We start from the raw sequence: 17,933 nt of genomic DNA on the forward strand, positions 1-17,933 counted from the left end.
AGATTCTTCACTCTGCAAGCTGTATAATGAATGACACTATATTTGTAAATCAAAATCAAAAGATATGGAACTTATTACTGTAGGAAAAATATAATATTTAACGCAACCGTTCTCAGATCGTTGCATCCTATAAGTAAAACCATACATTATGAAAAAGACAATTTTACTTTTTGGATTAGGCGTATTTTTTACGGCCTGCTCAGATGACAACGCATCAACAGTTGACGACAACCCGATCAACACCGAGAACAAGGTGCTGCTTCTGAAAGTTGATTTATTGACCAATACTTTTGAAGGCGGAAAAGAGCTTATCTTCCCCGATGCTGACGGTTTCACTATTGGTCACGACTATGTTTCACCGGGCGATTTTGGCAGCATTAAGCTGAAATATACCGAAACCGGCGGGACTATTTTTGACGGGACCATTATCTGGAGCGGCCTTGGCGGAATGACGTATCCTGAAGCGTTGGATGCACCCAATACCTTTTCTGTAATGGACAACTCAGGCGAAATGCCTGCACTTTCACAATTTGAAACAGTGAATTACTTGGATGAAGGCGAAGGCGTAATCCCTCCTGCGGAAATCGACTACCAGTCGATATGGAATGCCATTAGCGACCTGCAGCAGGTGGCGGCTTACAGGGCGAGCAACCCAAATGCTAAAATACACTTGTTCCTATATACACCAAGCGTGGGTATAGGCGACCCGCATGACTGGGATTGGTTCGTGATCCTGAAGAACTAATTGCATCAAAAGACAAATAGTCAGCCTCCTGAATAAGGGGGCTTTTTTTGCATTCAATTTATAATTGTGTTAAATTCCCTAATATATTTTCGCTAATATTGCTGCTTTAAATCTATTATTTTTAAAATGAGACAGTTTACCTTCCTTATATTATTTTTTACATCTAATTGCTTCGCGCAGGAGTACATTTCCCCATTGCTTAAACAATCTTTCGGGATACACCATCATACAAATAGGGATGTGGCATATTGGTCTCAGACTGATAGCGGATTGAATACAATAATTACAGCCACTACAGAACGCGATTCAACATTTAATGATATACAGCTAATTAAGCTCGATAGTAATCTGGCAGAAGTATGGAAAAAAAGGATAAGCCTTGATACAGAACAATCATACGATACTCCTCTAGCGACCTTTATTGATGGCAACGATAATATTTATAGCGTTGGAAAAAGCTACATGACATTAGGTTCAGGAGGAACAGGTACCAGTAAAACCGTTATTACAAAAATTAGTAGTGAAGGAGAAGAATTATGGCGCAATGATCTTGGCGAAGCAGGTTACATTGACTCTTTTTTCGATGATGATGGGCTGCATTTGGTATATGTGGCATATCCCGGCGAAATACAAACATGGCATTTTTTGACTATAAATACTAATGGGGAGATAATTAACGAATTTCAAAGAACTGATATTACAGATGCCGGCAACAGTAATTTTGCAGGATTTAATATAAAAGTATATTATGCAGATGGATATTATTATACTGTTTACCAAAGAAATAATTATACTAACCCGGCATCCGGTTTTTATGAGCATTTTATTAAGAGGATAAATTCTTCCGGAATGGAAACTTTTCCTTTAAATATTACTGTTGATGTGGGGCTTTTTTATAAACATAAGTTCCAAAAAGATGCGGATGGCAATATGTATATTACCTACCCCCTGGAAGATGTGGATAAATTCTATACATTAAAAATAAACAGTGCAGGCGGTGCTGTTTATTCACTCAATTCGCCATCGCATAAAGCCTTTCTTAAAAGCTTTATCAACAGTAATGGAAATTTAATGTGTAGTGGGCAACTCCCATACAAATGGTGTCCCGTGGACCTTAAATATGGTGCGGTATTCACCAACCGGTACTATACTCAGCAATATCACCGTTCCAAACACATATGCTGATGCCGTAAAAGTATATGAAGATGGTACCCTATTAGTTTACAGCAATGGCTATTTTAAGCTGTTTGACAGTAATTTGAACCTGTTGAAACAATTTAGCAACTATTATAATGAGGTGGCTGATTATAATAAAACAGATAATAGCCATGTAGTAGCGGTAAGTAACGTGGCCACACAAATGTATCCTGGCGGCCAGTTATCGCAAATAGACGTTCATGCCGATTTGTTTACAGAGACCCAGGGAGTAGCATCGTATACTTTTTCCGGGGAGGGAACTTCTTACTGTGGTGCGCAAAAATTATTAGTAGATACTGACAGCAATTATATAGTAATTACCCGTGAGCAATTGGGTGAAAGCAATTATAGCATAGGAGGCACTATTGCACCCGAAACAGCATTTATTTATAAGTATGATACAAACTTCGAACTCCTTTGGAGCATGGAATTGCCAATTGATAGTTTTTTACAAAATGTACAGATAAGCGAATGTTTGGTATCGCCGGATAAAAGCATATTTATAAACCTTCCGGACGGTAATGATCCTAAGCTTATAAAGATCTCGCCTGACGGTGATATCGTTTTTAACGTTTCATGTGTTAGGGCAGAAAATATTTATTTTGATCAGAACCATAATGTCAACATTGTAGATACAGTGGACAATCCAGGCAATGAGAATAACACAATTATTTATACTTACAGTAGTACTGACGGATCATTACTTGGGACTGTCACTCTTCAGGGCGTATCGTATTTAACATCATACAACGATAATTCAGGGAATTCGTATGTGTATACCTATAAAGTAAACGTTTATTCAAGTGAATCCAAAAAAATACGTATTTATAAAAACCTTGTTATGCAATCTGAAATCCCGCTTAATATTTCGGGTTCTTCAGCAGGCATTGGTACCCCGGTTTTAAATCAAAACGGCACAATGTTTTTTAGAACATCTTATTATTCACAATCCCAGTTATTTAAAATTACTCCTGAAGGGCTTTTTTCGGTAATTCAGATTCCTTCCGAATTAAATGGCTTAAGCCTTTTTCATAGTGGGAAAATATTTACGTGCCATACTAACGGATCAGTCAGGATATACAATCCGGATCTCACATTGTTCAGCAGCAATACATTTGAAAGTACAGAAAGTTCTAACCTTTTAGCCGCAGGTAATTTGATGTTGTCAAAGATTCAATATAGTGATGATGTTGTCAGGGTTTTCAATGAGAATGCGGAACTTCTTCCTGAAGCAAAAATAATGGGGACACTACAGCCGCAATATGCCCGTGGCTACGCCAATGGGAACTTGGTTATTACAGGGAGTTTTGGTAATCAGCTTTATACGTACGAAGAGTATGCATGGCGTAGGGGGCTTTTGCATAAATATGATATTGGCCAATATTTTGGATTGGGTACAGATGAGGAAAGCTTTACTTACAACCAGGTGAATGTATATCCAAACCCATCGAACGGTTTCATTAACATTACGACTACCAGCGATGTAATGGTATTGAATACTGAAATCTATGATTTGACGGGCAAATTGTTATTACTTTCAGATAAAGGAGTCATAGATATTTCGTCCTTGCCTGCTGCTATATATATTGCAAAAGTACATACCTCCGAAGGCGTTGTGTCAAAGAAAATAATCAAAAAATAAGCATTTTGGGCTTATTGGATTATCTTTGTGTAAAAAATACACTATGTTGCAAAATATAAGGATCGCAGTAGATGCGGTTGTATTTGGTTACCAAAATGCCCAATTGTACGTGCTGCTCATCCGGCAAAAGTTTGGACAGGAGCAAGCCTACTGGGCGCTACCCGGCGGACTTGTGCATGATGATGAACCACTAATTGATGCCGTAAAGCGCGAGCTGCAGGAAGAGACCAATGTGGCCGTGAATTATCTGGAACAGCTGTATACCTTTGGCGATGATACCCGCCGCGACTCCCGCAACAGGGTAGTATCGGTTGCCTATTTTGCGCTTATTGATTCATCCAAAACCAATATAAAAGCGGCCACTGATGCCGAAAATGTGCAATGGTTCCCCATTGATGAAATACCTGCCCTTGCATTTGACCATAACCTGATAATAGCTTCGGCGCTCGAACGCCTTCGGGCAAAACTTACCTACCAGCCTGTTGGCTTCGACCTGCTTCCGTCTGAATTCCTTTTTTCCGACCTTGAAAACCTGTATTGCACCATTTTGCAAAAAGAGATCGACCGCAGGAACTTCCGCAAAAAAATAATGAGCTTCGAAATTGTCGAGGAAACAGGGCACTTTTCGGATAAGAAAGAAGGCCGCCCGGCAAAGCTTTTCCGCTTTAATAAAGCCAAATACAAAGCTATGCAGAAAGATGGATTCCTCTTCGAAATAAAGTTTGCGTAAAAAATACGCAAAATAATTTGCGGGAGAATTTCAAACCATTTAACTTTGTGTAAAAATAACGCAAAATATATTCATTATGCTTATCTTAAATCTTGACCCCGCTTTTAACCCGATAGAAGGAACCACAATTGCTTTTAAAAGCTTTACGTTTTCCGGTGGTGAGCCCCATATAAAAATCGAACCCGGTTTTGATGCAATACAGCCAGTAACCATTACACACCGACTTACGAGCTTCAACCGCCTGGGTGAACTTTGTGTGGCTGTAGATGCATTGAGGCGAATGGGCGTACAGAAGATAAACCTTTTTATCCCATATTTTCCCGGGGTGCGCCAGGACAGGATCATGATCCCCGGCGAACCACTGACCGTAAAGGTATATGCCGATATTATCAATGCAATGGGCTTTGCGAAAGTAACGGTGTTCGACCCACACTCTGAAGTGGCGCCCGCACTGCTCAACAATTGCGAAATAGTGCCCAACTATACTTTTATCGAAGGGGTGTTGAAAAAGATCGGTGGCAATGTTAAGCTGATCTCCCCTGATGGCGGCGCATTAAAAAAAATATACAAGCTGTCCGAATACCTTGGCGGTGCCGATGTTGTGGAATGCAGCAAAAGCAGGGACGTAAAGACCGGCAAGCTTTCAGGGTTTAAAGTATATGAAGATGATCTGGCAAATGCCGATTGCCTTATTGTAGATGATATATGCGATGGCGGTGGGACATTCGTTGGCCTTGCCGAAGAACTCAAAAAGAAAAATGCGGGCAGGCTCTACCTTGCCGTAAGCCACGGGATATTCAATAAGGGCTTTGAAGTGTTCGACAACTATTTCGAAGGAATATTCTCCACCAATTCATTCACAGATTTTGATAATGATAAAGTACAACAGGTAAAAATACAGTTATGAAATACTCTAAAGAAAAATTAATAGCAGACAGGGGCGCTGAAAAGTTCCTTTTCTTTTGGGGCCACCAGCCTTCAAAAGACGGCAACATCACCAAGTCCTGCTTCAGCCAGTGGTGGGAAAGCCCGTTCACAGTTGGCGGCATTGAATACAGAACAGCCGAGCACTGGATGATGTCAAAGAAAGCGGCCTTGTTTGGCGATGCCGAAGTGGAGGCAAAGATACTCGCATGCACTTCTCCCACCGAAGTCAAAAAACTAGGGCGTGAAGTGAAAGGCTATGATGATGCACAATGGACAGCAAATCGCTACGATATCGTGATGCAGGGCAATTACCATAAGTTCAGCCAGAATGAGGAGCTGAAGCAGTTTTTACTCGGAACAGAGAACAGCATTTTGGTGGAGGCCAGTCCGGTCGACCCGATATGGGGGATAGGCATGGACGAGAATAGCACGGATGCTAAGAATCCGGAAAACTGGCGTGGCCTTAACCTGCTTGGTTTTGCCATTATGGAAGCAAGGGAAATGATACGAACTAACATTAGACTATAAAGAGATGAACCCATTACTATTAACGGATGGCTATAAAGTAGACCACCGCAGGCAATACCCTGAAGGCACCACATTGGTATATTCTAACTGGACACCCAGGAAATCAAGGATCGAAGGCGTGGAAGAGGTCGTGTTCTTCGGGCTGCAGTACTTCATCAAAAAATACATTATTGAAGATTTTGAGCGTTACTTTTTTGCACGTCCTAAAGACGAAGTGATAAAGCAATATGCCCGCCGTATCAATAATTACCTTGGCGAGAATCAGGTAGGCACGGACCATATTGCTGCCCTGCACGACCTTGGCTATATTCCTATGGTGTTCAAGGCGTTGCCGGAAGGGGCGGGCGTACCCATACGTGTACCGATGTTCACGATGTATAACACGCTGCCCGAGTTTTTCTGGCTGACGAATTATTTCGAAACGCTATTATCCAACGTGGTGTGGCTGCCCTGCAATTCGGCGACCATCGCCAAAGAGTACCGCAGGATATTGGATAAATATGCCACCGAAACATCGTCTGTGCCGGAGTTCGTAAACTGGCAGGGACATGACTTCTCGATGCGGGGCATGGGCGGGATCGATGCCTCCCTTGCCTCATCAGCGGCACACTTGTTGAGCTTTACCGGTACCGATACCATTCCTGCAATAGAGTTCCTGGAACAGTATTATAATGCCAATTCTGATAATGAGATTGTGGGTGGATCAGTACCTGCAACGGAGCATTCCGTGATGTGCATGGGTACTACCGAAGGTGAACTGGAAACTTTCAAACGACTTATAACCGAAGTGTATCCAAAAGGGATCGTATCTATTGTTTCGGATACCTGGGACTTGTGGAAAGTGCTTACCGAATACCTGCCTGCGCTGAAAAATGAGATCACAGGCCGCGATGGCAAAGTGGTGATCCGCCCGGATAGCGGCAACCCGGTAGACATATTGTGCGGCGATCCTAATGGTGCTACTGATGTAGAGCGCAAAGGCGTGGTGGAGCTTTTATGGGATGTTTTTGGAGGCACAACAAATAGCAAAGGCTACAAAGAGCTCATCCCACAGATAGGGGCTATATATGGCGACAGTATCACGCTGGAACGGGCTGTAAATATATGCGAACGATTAAAACAAAAAGGATTTGCATCGACTAATGTGGTGTTGGGTATCGGCTCGTTCACCTACCAGTACAATACCCGCGACACCTTTGGCTTTGCTATGAAAGCGACTTATGGCGAAGTAAATGGGGTAGGCCGCGAAATATTCAAGGACCCCGTTACCGATGACGGCACCAAGAAGTCTGCAAAAGGACTAATGAAGATCATCATCGAAAATGACACCTACAAGCTTATCGACCAGGTAAGCTGGGAAGAAGAGCAGCAGGGAGAGTTGAAAGAGGTTTTCAGGGATGGCAAGTTATTGGTTGATCTTTCTTTAAGCGAGATCAGGAAGAGGATAGCCCCCTAACCCCCGAAGGGGAATTAGCTTCACTCGGTGCTTAATAGTCAATAGAAAATAAAAAATAATCAATTACCTGTTCAGCCACCATATCGAACCATTCAGCACCAATGCAAACGACACCCAAAGCAGGTAAGGAATGAACAGGAACCCTGCAGGTTTACTGACTTTATTGAACTGGATGAACGTTTCATAGATCATCAGCCATAATAATATAATCTCGATAAATGCCAGCAAAGGGTTATGCAGCCCGAAGAAAAGATATGACCAAAGCGCATTGAGCCCTAATTGCACCGCAAAGAAGATCAGCCCTTTTTTTGCGGTTTCTTTTTGGATGTCGATCCTGTCCCACACCAGGCCGGCGGCAACTCCAATCAGTATATAGAGTACTGTCCATACCGGCGCAAAAACCGAGTTGGGTGGGTTGAACACGGGCTTTACCAATGTCGGGTACCACGTAGTAACGCCTTCGCGGGTTACCTGCCCGGAAATATAGCCTATCCCCACGCAGGTGGCTACCATAATGATAATTTTGAACGTCAGGGATAGCGGTTTCTTTTCCATAATGTAAAGTTACAAGGAAATTTAGATTTCTGTGTGAAAATTATTATAAATGGTTTGAGTAAATTTGGAATACTGGATAGACAAACAAGTACACTATGAAAATGAAAAAAGAACTAACAAAAGAACAGCGGGAAAGCTTGTTCAGTGTTCTAAAAGCCCGTTTTGAAAAGAATATGGAACGCCATAAAGGCATAAAATGGGCTGATGTACAGCAAAGACTTGAAGCCAGCCCTGAAAAACTATGGTCGCTCGATGCTATGGAAGAAACGGATGGCGAGCCCGATGTGGTGGGTCATGATGCAAAAACCGGCGAATACATTTTTTTTGACTGTGCTGCCGAAAGCCCTAAAGGGCGAAGGAGCATTTGTTATGACCATCACGCCCTGGAGTCGCGTAAGGAGAACAAGCCCGGACACAGCGCTATTGCTATGGCTGCCGAAATGGGTGTTGATATCCTGACAGAAGAGCAATACCGCCAACTACAGCAGCTCGGAAAATTCGACCTGAAAACCTCAAGCTGGGTAGCGACACCCGCAGCTATACGGAAACTGGGTGGGGCTGTCTTTTGCGACAGGCGTTATGACACGGTATTCCTGTACCATAATGGCGCAGAGTCGTATTATGCTACAAGGGGATTTAGGGGTGTAATAAGTGTTTGAAAAACAAAGGGTTATTTATTTTTATGTTAGAATTTTGAGAATGAGAATTTGTTTGTAAAGTTTTTTTAACTTTGGATAATTAAACATAGAGTTATGGAAACTAATTTTTTAATTTACATTGTAGCGTCTGTATTGATAACATCACTTTTATGGTTTATCTATATTCAGAAAATCAAAACTCGATATGCTGTTCTTCAAAATAATCACGAATATCTAAATAACAATCTAGATAAAGAAGTTATTGCAAAAGCTGATCAAAATGTGGTCAATCTTCAGAATATTATATCTGATTTGAAATCAGAAGTTGCAGAGGTTAGGCATCAAAGTTATCGTAAAGGCTATGCTGATGCCCAAAGTGAATTTTCAATTCAGGTTTTTCCGTACAGAGAAGAATACTTTGAAGGAAATGATGGTCTTTTTATAAATGATATAAAACATGAAATCGTGTTAGGATATCAATATCAACTTTTCGTTAAAGGAATACCTGTACTACAACCAGCAATTATTATTGAAGAAACTCTCTATGAAGAAAAGCGTGAGATTGATCTTCAAAAAATTAATAATGTTGTAAATCTTATCGAATCCAAATTAAAGGCTATAACTATAGAATCTAATGGACTCATGAAGTTTATTTCTAAGGTGAGATAAAAGCTAACATTTGCACGCGCTAATAATGATTGCCTTAAAACGCACAACTTCAGAAGATACCGACTTTCAAAACCTCGTCCGCGAACTTGATAAAGACCTCGCGATACGGGATGGGGAAGAGCATGATTTTTTCCATCAGTTCAATAAGATCGATATGCTTAAGCATGTTGTAGTTGCCTATAAAGATGAGGTGGCTGTCGGATGCGGGGCTATAAAGCAATATGACGATTATACCATGGAGGTCAAACGGATGTTCGTCCCTTTAGAATATCGCGGGCAGGGTATCGCGGCGCTCGTTTTGCGGGATTTAGAAAAATGGTGTGTGGAGCTCGGATATAAAAAATGCATTCTCGAGACCGGGATAAAGATGCCGGAAGCAATTCGTCTTTATCAAAAAAGCAATTACAGGCAAATCTCTAACTATGGGCAATATACCGGTGTGGAAAGCAGTGTTTGCTTTGAGAAGGTGTTGTAAGGATTAAATTGTTGACTAATAATGGAACTTCAGGATAAAATATTTCTCGGTATTGAAAAAGAGCCGGTTCAACAATCTGAAAGTGTTGAGATAATGAATAGGATTGCAAACCTGAAAATCGGGAAAGCTGTCCATTTTGGAAATGATCTTAAAGATGTCGCCGGGCTCATTAGGGACGAAGACTATTATATAGTATTTGATAATACCATAACTAAGGGTAAACAGCCGGTATTTAAAGGGAAAATTATCAGGGTCACTAAGGATGAGATTCTTGTGTTTATTGAGGATGCGATAAAAGGACTCTCGGGGAGGCAGTATTTTTTAACCACTGAAAGCTTTTCCCAATTGCTTAAAATTTCAAATGAGGGAGGAGTGTATTTGTTTGGAGCCTGATCTAATTAGTGTAAATTGGTGTAATTCGTGGCAAAATGAATTTTATATTTGCCTAAAATTACAAACCCATGACCGAAAAGGATTTTATCCCTTCCGCCTATACCAAAACAGCCCATCGTGGCAGCTTCGAATGGAGCGCGCCGAGCAATATAGCCCTCGTGAAATACTGGGGCAAAAAGGAAAACCAGGTGCCGGCCAATCCTTCTATCAGCTTTACGCTGAATGAGTGCAAGACCATCACGAAACTCACGTATGAACATAAAGAGGATGCCGACAGGGTATCTTTCGACCTGCTCTTTGAAGGCCAGCCCAAAGAGAGTTTCCGCCCTAAAATTGAAAAGTTTTTTGACAGAGTAGCACAGTACCTCCCATTCCTGAAAGAATATCATTTTACTATAGACACCCGCAATACGTTCCCGCACAGTTCGGGTATCGCATCGTCTGCATCAGGTATGGCGGCGCTGGTCATGAACCTCATGAGTCTGGAACGCCTGCTGAGCCCCGATATGGCCGATGACTATTTTTACAAAAAAGCATCTTTCCTTGCCCGCCTTGGTTCAGGGAGCGCCTGTCGTAGTATAAATGGCAGCGTTGTCGTGTGGGGTGAGCATGCAGAAATTGAAGGTAGTTCCGACTTGTTCGGTTTGCCGTTTACTGCTGAGGTGCATGAGATATTCAGGAATTACCAGGATACTATTTTGCTGGTAGACAAAGGCGAAAAGCAGGTGAGCAGCACTGTAGGCCATGACCTGATGCACGGCCACCCTTTTGCCGAAAGGCGTTTCGCGCAGGCACATGAAAATCTTTCAACAACAAGGAAAGCGCTTACAGATGGCGACGTGGACACTTTTATAAAAATAGTGGAAAGCGAAGCCCTCACGCTGCACGCGATGATGATGACCAGCCTGCCGTATTTCATTTTAATGAAGCCCAATACGCTCGAAATTATCAACAGGATATGGAAATTCAGGAGTGAGACAGGTATTCCGGTTTGCTTTACGCTCGATGCCGGTGCCAATGTGCATGTGCTTTATCCCGAAAACGTTGCAGTGAAAGTTTTGGATTTTATTAAGTCTGAATTGCTTGGCTATTGCCAAAACAACCAGTACATTTGTGACGAAATTGGTACAGGGGCTGTAAATTTGCAATACTAATTTAACAAACCTGCCGTTTTTATTGTATCTTTATTGCTTAATAGATAACTACCAGATGAAAGGACCTTTATTTTACTCGAAAATATTGCTCTTCGGAGAATATGGCATCATAAAAGATTCTAAAGGACTGTCTATTCCCTATAATTTTTACAACGGCGCACTCAAGCTGGAAGGCAAGGATGCTCCCGAAGCTAAAAAGTCTAACGGCAACCTGAAGCGTTTTGTTACTTTTCTTGAAACGTTGCAACAGGAACAGCCGGAGTTAGTTACTTTCGATTTAGATACATTACGAGACCATGTGGAGGAAGGGATGTATTTTGATTCTACTATTCCTCAGGGTTACGGCGTAGGCAGCAGCGGTGCATTGGTAGCCGCCATTTACGACCGTTATGCCAATAATAAAATAACCGTTCTCGAAAACCTTACCCGCGAAAAGCTATTGCAGCTGAAAAAGATATTCGGCCAGATGGAGTCGTTTTTCCATGGTAAAAGCTCGGGCCTTGACCCGCTGAACAGCTACCTGAGCATCCCGATTCTTATCAATTCGCAGGACAATATAGAAACCACAGGCATACCAAGCCAGAGCACTACGGGCAAAGGTGCCGTATTCCTTTTGGATTCGGGCATTGTGGGAGAGACCGCGCCAATGGTTTCTATTTTTATGGAAAGCCTTAAGGAGCAGGGCTTCCGCGATATGTTCAAAAAAGAATTTGCACAATATACTGATGCCTGTGTGGAAAACTTTCTGCACGGTGACTTCAAATCATTATTTTCCAATACCAAGAAACTATCCAAAGTAGTATTGAGCCACTTTAAGCCAATGATACCGGAGCAATTCCATTCGGTTTGGCAAAAAGGCATTGATACCAACGATTATTACCTTAAGCTTTGCGGCTCGGGCGGTGGTGGTTATATCCTAGGCTTTACCGAAGATATCGACAGGGCCAAAGAATCGCTGCAAGGCCACAAGCTCGAGGTAGTTTACCAGTTTTAGACCATGCACAGCATTAGCGATATCCTGAATATTATACTCGAATCTATCTTTATAGGTTTTGGTATCGTCATCCCTATTTTCGTATTGGCCATGAGGACTTCCAATCTCAAAGCCATTGCATTTAAAGAACTGTTTATCCTTACAGCCGTGCAAACGGTCAGGATAGCCGGGATTTTGTATTTCGTATTATGGCTTGTCCATTCCTGGGAGCAGTACAACGACCCAGTGGTTACGGGCGGGATGCCTTTTAAGGATAAATTATTTGGGCCTTTTTGGCTGGTTTACCTGTTCTCGCCGTTGATGAAGTTTTTCCTTTCACAGCTATTCTGGATTAAAAAGCTTTACTTCAAAAAAGCAGCCCTGATCACTTTTGCACTGTTGCTTGTAATACTGCCGTCACAGCGCGTTTTGGTATTTGTCGCTTCTTTAAACAGTAAAGATTACCTGCCAAGCGCGTGGTCGTTAAGTACCAGCGATATGCTCATAGAAATAGCCCTCAATATCGTTGTCTTTATTTTTATTGTTATCCCGATACTCCTTGGGAGCGGTAAGCTGAAGAAGATATTGGAGAAATAGTCAACGGGATATTACCCGACCCTGTCCGCAATAACTTTTACTATTTATAGTTGTTGTAATACCAAACTTTAGCATAATGGCATCAAGGAAAACTAGGCTTACGCGCATGAAGATACTCAGTATGTTCTCTGTGGTGCGTGGCTATAACATTCCTATTATTGCATTGGCGCAATACCTGTCAGCCATATTCATCCTGGCTCCCGAAAAAAGAGCACTGGATGTCCTCCTAGACCTGAACCTGTTCTTTATTGTTCTGGCATCTTCCCTTACCATTGCTTCAGGTTACATCATCAATAATTTTTACGATGCCCAAAAAGACCTTATCAACCGGCCCAAGAAATCGATGCTGGACAGGCTGGTGAGTCAATCCACAAAGCTGCAGGTTTATTTTGCCCTGAACTTTACCGTGTTCTTGTTGGCGCTTTTAGTCTCCTGGCGGGCTGCCGTGTTTTTTTCTATATATATTTTTCTGATTTGGTTCTATTCGCACAAGCTTAAGAGATATCCGCTTATCGGTAACCTTACCGCAGCCTTGCTTGCAGTATTGCCTTTCTTTGGGATACTTATGTACTTCAAGAATTTCTATGAAGTGATTTTTGCCCATGCCACATTTTTATTCCTGCTGATATTGACGCGCGAACTGATAAAAGACCTTGAGAACATCAAAGGTGATATCGTAGCCGACTACCGTACGATCCCGGTAATGTTTGGCGAGAAGATGGCGAAATCCGTTATTGCCGCGTTAACGTTTCTCACAGTCATACCCGTTTTCCTTTTGATTGACGTGTATGATGTTGGCTATATGGATATCTACTTTTACAGTGGGATGATCGTCATCATTTACTTCCTCAGCCTTCTTTGGAAAGCCGAAACCCAAAAAGAATACGTGCGCCTGCACAACATCCTGAAGTTCCTTATAGTAACGGGGATATTCTGTATTGTACTTATTGATCCCAAGGTTTTAGTCCACGGGAGGCAGTTGCTTCCAATGATTTAAATTATTTCCAATAGATTTTTACCACAAAGGCACAAAGGTTTTTCACTAAGTTCACACGACTTTGTGTTCATTATGCTTTCCTTATATTGCTATTGTGGTTAAACATGGCAAAATAATCCTTGCAGATCTGCTTAATCTCTATCATCTGTGTTCCAAAAAATTTAAACTATCTTTGTAGAAATATTTTCACAAATGAATAACGGTAATACCAGGGGCGGCGCATCGGGCAGAGGCGGAAGCGGAAAAAAAAGCGGCCCGTCGAAACCAATGAACAAAGCCAGGAAGCCGGGCACATCTGCAGCAAAGCCTGCAAAAGATAAGTATACAGACGAGAAGCCGGAAGATGCTCCTAAAACAGCTAAGCCGCGCAGTCCAAAAGCGCCTGTGGTTAAAAAGGGGCAGGATACGTTTGCTAAAAAAGACGGTTATCCGAGGGCAAAGCCTGCTGCGGATAAAAAACCTTCAGAAAAGAAACCTGCTGTTAAAAAGAAGTCCGATGAAATACGCCTAAATAAATACATCTCCAATTCCGGCATGTGCTCGCGAAGGGATGCCGATATTTATATCGCATCGGGGAATGTAAAAGTGAATGGCAAAGTGGTTACCGAACTGGGCCATGTGGTAAAGCTTACCGATGAGGTAGATTTTGATGGCGTTCGTATTACCCCTGAAAAAAAAGAATACATCCTTTTGAATAAGCCAAAGAACTTCACCACATCCGGCGATGAGGATACCGATATGCGTAATGTGATGGAACTGGTTCGCGGTGCCACAAAAGGCAAGATACAGCCTATTGGCCGTATGGATAAGAACACGACAGGGCTTTTGATATTTACAAATGATACTGATATGGTGCGTAAGTTCTCGCAGCCCAATCAAAAGTCGTTCAAGATTTACCACGTGTCGCTTGATAAGAACCTGAAATTCGAAGACCTCGAAAAAATAGCCGCCGGGGTATACCTGGACGGGCACAAACTCTTCATTGATGAGGTTAGCTACATAGAGGGAGAAGCCAAGACTGAGATAGGGCTGAAACTGCGTACCCAAAACGTAAAGGTAGTCCGTGCAATATTCGAAAGCTTTAAGTATGATGTACTTAGGGTTGACCGCGTATCTTTTGCAGGGCTCACCAAGAAAAACCTGCCGCGCGGCAACTGGAGGTTCCTTACAGAACAGGAGATCATCAATCTTAAGAACATCTAAGAGTGCAGCCACGCGACATCGAACACATAGCCATGAAATGGTTTGAGGCCTTCAATACCAAGCAGCTCGACAGGTTGCTGGACCTTTACACCGAAGATGCCGAACACTTCAGCCCAAAGCTCAAAATACGCCAGCCGGAAACAGGCGGATTCGTAAAAGGCCGCGAAGCCATGCAGGCATGGTGGCAGGATGCCTTCGAAAGGCTCCCGACGCTATACTATAAAGTAAGGTCGCTTACCGCTAATGAGCACCGTGTTTTCATGGAATACACCCGAACCGTTCAGGGCGAAGACGACATGCTTGTTGCCGAAGTCCTTGAACTCAGGGATGGAAAGATTGTAGCATCACGGGTTTATCATGGGTAACGTTCCGGGTAGAGACGCATTGAATGCTTCCCCCATACTAAATCAAAAGAGCCGTTGCATTGCAACGGCTCTTTTGATTTAGTCAAAACGTTATTCCATTTCGAATGGAGTTTGCGGAGAGAGAAATCTCAATAAACCTTATGATGAGATTTCTCCCATCGGTCGAAATGGAATAGCGCTTAAATAACAAAAACTTTGTAACTCTTCTACTTTGCCACTTTGGAACTTTCCAGACCTCGTTTCCGCAACAACGGCTCAATAGAAGGCTCTGCTCCTCGAAACGCTTTATACATTTCCTGGGCATCACGCGTCCCTCCATTTTGGAGGATATTGATCCGGAAGGATTTGGCTGTAGCCGGGTCAAACAACGATTTTTGTTTAAACGCATCAAAAGCGTCGGTATCCAAAACACCCGACCATATATAACTATAGTATCCCGCTGAATATCCACCATTGAAAATATGGTTGTAATAGGTGCTGCGGTACCGCGGAATAATAGATGGCGGCAGTCCCAATCTCTTCATGGCTTCTTCCTCGAACGGGATAACATTTTGCGTAAGCGGTTGCATCAGGCTATGGTAATTCAGGTCGAGATACGATGCTGCTAGGTATTCTACAGTTGCAAATCCCTGGTCGAAGGTAGCCGACTCCTGTAATTTCTGTATCAATGCATCCGGGATCACTTCGCCGGTTTTATAATGCTTCGCGTACATTTTTAACACTTCCGGTTCGGCAGCCCAATTCTCCATGATTTGCGAAGGCAGTTCCACGAAGTCAGTTGGTACGCTGGTACCCGAAAGGCTTTCATACGTCACATTGCTCAGCAGCCCGTGCAATGCATGCCCGAACTCATGGAAGAATGTTGATGTCTCGTCGAACGTAAGCAATGCCGGATTCCCTGCCGTTGGTTTCGAGAAATTACACACTATGGAAATTATCGGGGCGACCCTCGTGCCATTGGTGATTTTCTCTTTGCGGTAAGATGTCATCCAAGCGCCGCCTTTTTTAGAAGCCCTCGGAAAAAAGTCCATATACAGAATGCCCACATGCTTGCCGTCCTGCTCTGTCACTTCCCACACGGTCACATCCTCATGGTATTTCGGTACATCTTTTAATTCTCTAAACTGCAAACCATACAGGTTTTTCGTCACCAGGAAAATCCCGTTACGAACATTATCAAGGCTGAAGTATGGTTTTATCTCCTGCTCATCAAGGTCGTAACGCTCCTTGCGTATCTTCTCGGTATAGTAGCGCCAGTCATACGGCTGTACCTCGCCGGATATCCCATCGGCAGCCATCATCTTTTTAATATCTGTTTCCTCGGCTTTTGCCTTTTCCAGTGCGGGTTTCCATAGCTTGTCCAGCAGCTCATATACATTGGCAGGGTTTTTCGCCATGCGCTCCTCCAGCACATAATCGGCATGGGAAGTATAACCTAACAATCTTGCTTTCTCACTTCTCAGGTTGGCCAGGTGCACCACATTGGTACGGTTATCGAATTCGTTTCCATTATTTCCGCGGTTCTGGTACGCAGTCCAGATCTTCTTGCGAAGCTCGCGGTTATCGGCATATTGGAGGAACGGCATCACGCTTGCATTCTGTAGGGTAAATACCCACTTGCCATTCTTTTGTGCAGCTTTAGCATCATCGGCAGCAGCCTGAACTACTTCTTCCGGTAGTCCGGCAAGGTCTTTTTTATTGTCGATGACTAATTGGTACGCATTGTTCTCGGCCAGCACATTGTCGCCAAACTTCAGGGAGAGTACCGACAGCTCGCTGTTTATCGCACGCAGCCTTTCTTTTTGTTTGGCATCCAGATTAGCGCCGCTACGCACGAACGCTTTATATTTTTTCTCCAGCAATTTAGCCTGTTCAGGATTCAGCTTCAGGCTCACCTGCGTGTCCCAAATCTTTTTTACGCGGGCAAACAGCTTTTCGTTAAGGTAAATATCGTCGTTGTGTTTCGACAGTTCGGGAGCAAGTTCCTGCGCAAGTGCTTGCAGGGTATCATTGGTGTTGGCTGAATTCAGGTTGCCGAATATCGTTGTAATACGGTTCAGCAAACTGCCTGAATTCTCCAGCGCTACAATAGTATTGTCAAAAGTAGGCGCATCCTTAATAGCTGTAATAGCTTCAATTTCGACTTCCTGTTCCCTGATGGCTTCGAGTATTGCCGGTTTGTAATGCTCATTCTTTATCAGGTCGAAAGGAGGCGCATCATAAGGGGTTTGAAATTCGGCGAGCAAAGGGTTGTCTTCGCCTATGGTAGCAGATGTATTCATTCGGTTACATGATAGTGTTATGCCCGTAAGAATAAGGGCTATTGATAGTTTTTTCATTATGGTTCTTCTCTGTGGAAAAGTAAAGTTATCCTAAACAACGCAGAAATCCAAAGTATATTAGGTATAATGATTTTTTGGGCGTGCCGGCTCCGTGCCTCCGCCGTCGGTTCGCCGCGGCGAATATATCTGCTCCGTTCCTCCGCAGGATGCCACTGCTGTCCCTCACGCAAGCCTCACTCGGATGTTTACAACACACGCTCCTCCGACCTGCAAGGTTTTAAGAACATAAGTGTTCGGAAGACTTTAAACCATATTAGATAGTGGTATTTTGCTTGGATCTCCATCGCAGATTACCACTATTTCTTTTATTATTTCCATATTTAATTCTTCCACGAACTCGTACTTGG

At 42.9% G+C, this 17,933-nt stretch carries 19 protein-coding genes; 17 read left to right on the top strand and 2 right to left on the bottom strand.

Annotated elements, in window-relative coordinates; all coding sequences use genetic code 11:
* The first annotated feature begins 148 nt into the window (after positions 1-148).
* The 7 genes from AAEO56_RS11525 to AAEO56_RS11555 all read left to right on the top strand — a co-directional run bounded on the left by AAEO56_RS11525 (position 149) and on the right by AAEO56_RS11555 (position 7,225).
* On the top strand, positions 149-745 hold the full coding sequence (locus AAEO56_RS11525) for a hypothetical protein (protein ID WP_341697208.1): 597 nt from the start codon (positions 149-151) through the stop codon (positions 743-745).
* Between the two features lie 126 nt (positions 746-871).
* Positions 872-1,930, top strand: a complete 1,059-nt coding sequence (locus tag AAEO56_RS11530) for a hypothetical protein (protein ID WP_341697209.1) — start codon at positions 872-874, stop codon at positions 1,928-1,930.
* Complete coding sequence (locus AAEO56_RS11535) at positions 1,866-3,584, top strand: T9SS type A sorting domain-containing protein (RefSeq protein WP_341697210.1); 1,719 nt, start codon at positions 1,866-1,868, stop codon at positions 3,582-3,584. The genes AAEO56_RS11530 and AAEO56_RS11535 overlap by 65 nt, the downstream gene beginning before the upstream one ends.
* A gap of 43 nt (positions 3,585-3,627) precedes the next feature.
* Entirely contained in the window at positions 3,628-4,314 is a 687-nt protein-coding gene (locus tag AAEO56_RS11540; protein ID WP_341697211.1) for an NUDIX hydrolase, read from the top strand.
* A gap of 76 nt (positions 4,315-4,390) precedes the next feature.
* Positions 4,391-5,221: a ribose-phosphate diphosphokinase gene (gene prs, locus AAEO56_RS11545; RefSeq protein WP_341697212.1), complete on the top strand. Its 831-nt coding sequence runs from the start codon at positions 4,391-4,393 to the stop codon at positions 5,219-5,221.
* Positions 5,218-5,769, top strand: coding sequence for an NADAR family protein (locus AAEO56_RS11550; RefSeq protein ID WP_341697213.1), 552 nt, complete (start codon positions 5,218-5,220; stop codon positions 5,767-5,769). Before prs ends, AAEO56_RS11550 begins: the two co-directional genes overlap by 4 nt.
* A 4-nt stretch (positions 5,770-5,773) precedes the next feature.
* Entirely contained in the window at positions 5,774-7,225 is a 1,452-nt protein-coding gene (locus AAEO56_RS11555; protein WP_341697214.1) for a nicotinate phosphoribosyltransferase, read from the top strand.
* 63 nt (positions 7,226-7,288) lie between these two features.
* Here the strand turns inward: AAEO56_RS11555 and AAEO56_RS11560 are convergent, their stop codons facing one another.
* Complete coding sequence (locus AAEO56_RS11560; RefSeq protein ID WP_341697215.1) at positions 7,289-7,780, bottom strand: TspO/MBR family protein; 492 nt, start codon at positions 7,778-7,780, stop codon at positions 7,289-7,291.
* A gap of 101 nt (positions 7,781-7,881) precedes the next feature.
* Between AAEO56_RS11560 and AAEO56_RS11565 the strand changes: the two genes are divergently transcribed.
* The 10 genes from AAEO56_RS11565 to AAEO56_RS11610 all read left to right on the top strand — a co-directional run bounded on the left by AAEO56_RS11565 (position 7,882) and on the right by AAEO56_RS11610 (position 15,244).
* Positions 7,882-8,439: a DUF4256 domain-containing protein gene (locus AAEO56_RS11565; protein ID WP_407934964.1), complete on the top strand. Its 558-nt coding sequence runs from the start codon at positions 7,882-7,884 to the stop codon at positions 8,437-8,439.
* A gap of 93 nt (positions 8,440-8,532) precedes the next feature.
* Positions 8,533-9,087, top strand: a complete 555-nt coding sequence (locus AAEO56_RS11570; RefSeq protein ID WP_341697217.1) for a hypothetical protein — start codon at positions 8,533-8,535, stop codon at positions 9,085-9,087.
* 25 nt (positions 9,088-9,112) lie between these two features.
* The gene (locus AAEO56_RS11575) at positions 9,113-9,562 is read left to right on the top strand and encodes a GNAT family N-acetyltransferase (RefSeq protein WP_341697218.1); all 450 of its coding nucleotides are present in this window, start codon (positions 9,113-9,115) and stop codon (positions 9,560-9,562) included.
* 21 nt (positions 9,563-9,583) lie between these two features.
* Positions 9,584-9,955, top strand: coding sequence for a hypothetical protein (locus tag AAEO56_RS11580; protein ID WP_341697219.1), 372 nt, complete (start codon positions 9,584-9,586; stop codon positions 9,953-9,955).
* A 68-nt stretch (positions 9,956-10,023) separates the two neighbouring features.
* Positions 10,024-11,109 carry a diphosphomevalonate/mevalonate 3,5-bisphosphate decarboxylase family protein gene (locus AAEO56_RS11585; protein WP_341697220.1) on the top strand — a complete coding sequence of 362 codons (1,086 nt, stop codon included), beginning with the start codon at positions 10,024-10,026 and terminating at the stop codon, positions 11,107-11,109.
* 55 nt (positions 11,110-11,164) lie between these two features.
* Positions 11,165-12,103: a mevalonate kinase family protein gene (locus AAEO56_RS11590; protein ID WP_341697221.1), complete on the top strand. Its 939-nt coding sequence runs from the start codon at positions 11,165-11,167 to the stop codon at positions 12,101-12,103.
* Positions 12,104-12,106: 3 nt separating this feature from the next.
* Complete coding sequence (locus AAEO56_RS11595) at positions 12,107-12,679, top strand: hypothetical protein (protein WP_341697222.1); 573 nt, start codon at positions 12,107-12,109, stop codon at positions 12,677-12,679.
* 76 nt (positions 12,680-12,755) lie between these two features.
* Positions 12,756-13,676 (top strand): geranylgeranylglycerol-phosphate geranylgeranyltransferase, encoded by a 921-nt coding sequence (locus AAEO56_RS11600; RefSeq protein ID WP_341697223.1) that lies wholly within the window; start codon positions 12,756-12,758, stop codon positions 13,674-13,676.
* 192 nt (positions 13,677-13,868) lie between these two features.
* On the top strand, positions 13,869-14,879 hold the full coding sequence (locus AAEO56_RS11605; RefSeq protein ID WP_341697224.1) for a pseudouridine synthase: 1,011 nt from the start codon (positions 13,869-13,871) through the stop codon (positions 14,877-14,879).
* Between the two features lie 2 nt (positions 14,880-14,881).
* Positions 14,882-15,244: a nuclear transport factor 2 family protein gene (locus AAEO56_RS11610; RefSeq protein ID WP_341697225.1), complete on the top strand. Its 363-nt coding sequence runs from the start codon at positions 14,882-14,884 to the stop codon at positions 15,242-15,244.
* Between the two features lie 206 nt (positions 15,245-15,450).
* Here AAEO56_RS11610 and AAEO56_RS11615 read toward each other — a convergent pair whose 3' ends face one another.
* Positions 15,451-17,583, bottom strand: coding sequence for a M3 family metallopeptidase (locus AAEO56_RS11615; protein ID WP_341697226.1), 2,133 nt, complete (start codon positions 17,581-17,583; stop codon positions 15,451-15,453).
* Positions 17,584-17,933 lie beyond the last annotated feature (350 nt).

The organism is Flavobacterium arundinis (assembly GCF_038289855.1).
Taxonomy (GTDB): domain Bacteria; phylum Bacteroidota; class Bacteroidia; order Flavobacteriales; family Flavobacteriaceae; genus Flavobacterium; species Flavobacterium arundinis.

Bases quoted from the DNA above. Each gene is read 5' to 3' on its own strand.
- AAEO56_RS11525 (WP_341697208.1), top strand. From the start codon at position 149: ATGAAAAAGACAATTTTACTTTTTGGATTAGGCGTATTTTTTACGGCC.
- AAEO56_RS11530 (WP_341697209.1), top strand. From the start codon at position 872: ATGAGACAGTTTACCTTCCTTATATTATTTTTTACATCTAATTGCTTC.
- AAEO56_RS11535 (WP_341697210.1), top strand. From the start codon at position 1,866: ATGGTGCGGTATTCACCAACCGGTACTATACTCAGCAATATCACCGTT.
- AAEO56_RS11540 (WP_341697211.1), top strand. From the start codon at position 3,628: ATGTTGCAAAATATAAGGATCGCAGTAGATGCGGTTGTATTTGGTTAC.
- prs (WP_341697212.1), top strand. From the start codon at position 4,391: ATGCTTATCTTAAATCTTGACCCCGCTTTTAACCCGATAGAAGGAACC.
- AAEO56_RS11550 (WP_341697213.1), top strand. From the start codon at position 5,218: ATGAAATACTCTAAAGAAAAATTAATAGCAGACAGGGGCGCTGAAAAG.
- AAEO56_RS11555 (WP_341697214.1), top strand. From the start codon at position 5,774: ATGAACCCATTACTATTAACGGATGGCTATAAAGTAGACCACCGCAGG.
- AAEO56_RS11560 (WP_341697215.1), bottom strand. From the start codon at position 7,780: ATGGAAAAGAAACCGCTATCCCTGACGTTCAAAATTATCATTATGGTA.
- AAEO56_RS11565 (WP_407934964.1), top strand. From the start codon at position 7,882: ATGAAAAAAGAACTAACAAAAGAACAGCGGGAAAGCTTGTTCAGTGTT.
- AAEO56_RS11570 (WP_341697217.1), top strand. From the start codon at position 8,533: ATGGAAACTAATTTTTTAATTTACATTGTAGCGTCTGTATTGATAACA.
- AAEO56_RS11575 (WP_341697218.1), top strand. From the start codon at position 9,113: ATGATTGCCTTAAAACGCACAACTTCAGAAGATACCGACTTTCAAAAC.
- AAEO56_RS11580 (WP_341697219.1), top strand. From the start codon at position 9,584: ATGGAACTTCAGGATAAAATATTTCTCGGTATTGAAAAAGAGCCGGTT.
- AAEO56_RS11585 (WP_341697220.1), top strand. From the start codon at position 10,024: ATGACCGAAAAGGATTTTATCCCTTCCGCCTATACCAAAACAGCCCAT.
- AAEO56_RS11590 (WP_341697221.1), top strand. From the start codon at position 11,165: ATGAAAGGACCTTTATTTTACTCGAAAATATTGCTCTTCGGAGAATAT.
- AAEO56_RS11595 (WP_341697222.1), top strand. From the start codon at position 12,107: ATGCACAGCATTAGCGATATCCTGAATATTATACTCGAATCTATCTTT.
- AAEO56_RS11600 (WP_341697223.1), top strand. From the start codon at position 12,756: ATGGCATCAAGGAAAACTAGGCTTACGCGCATGAAGATACTCAGTATG.
- AAEO56_RS11605 (WP_341697224.1), top strand. From the start codon at position 13,869: ATGAATAACGGTAATACCAGGGGCGGCGCATCGGGCAGAGGCGGAAGC.
- AAEO56_RS11615 (WP_341697226.1), bottom strand. From the start codon at position 17,583: ATGAAAAAACTATCAATAGCCCTTATTCTTACGGGCATAACACTATCA.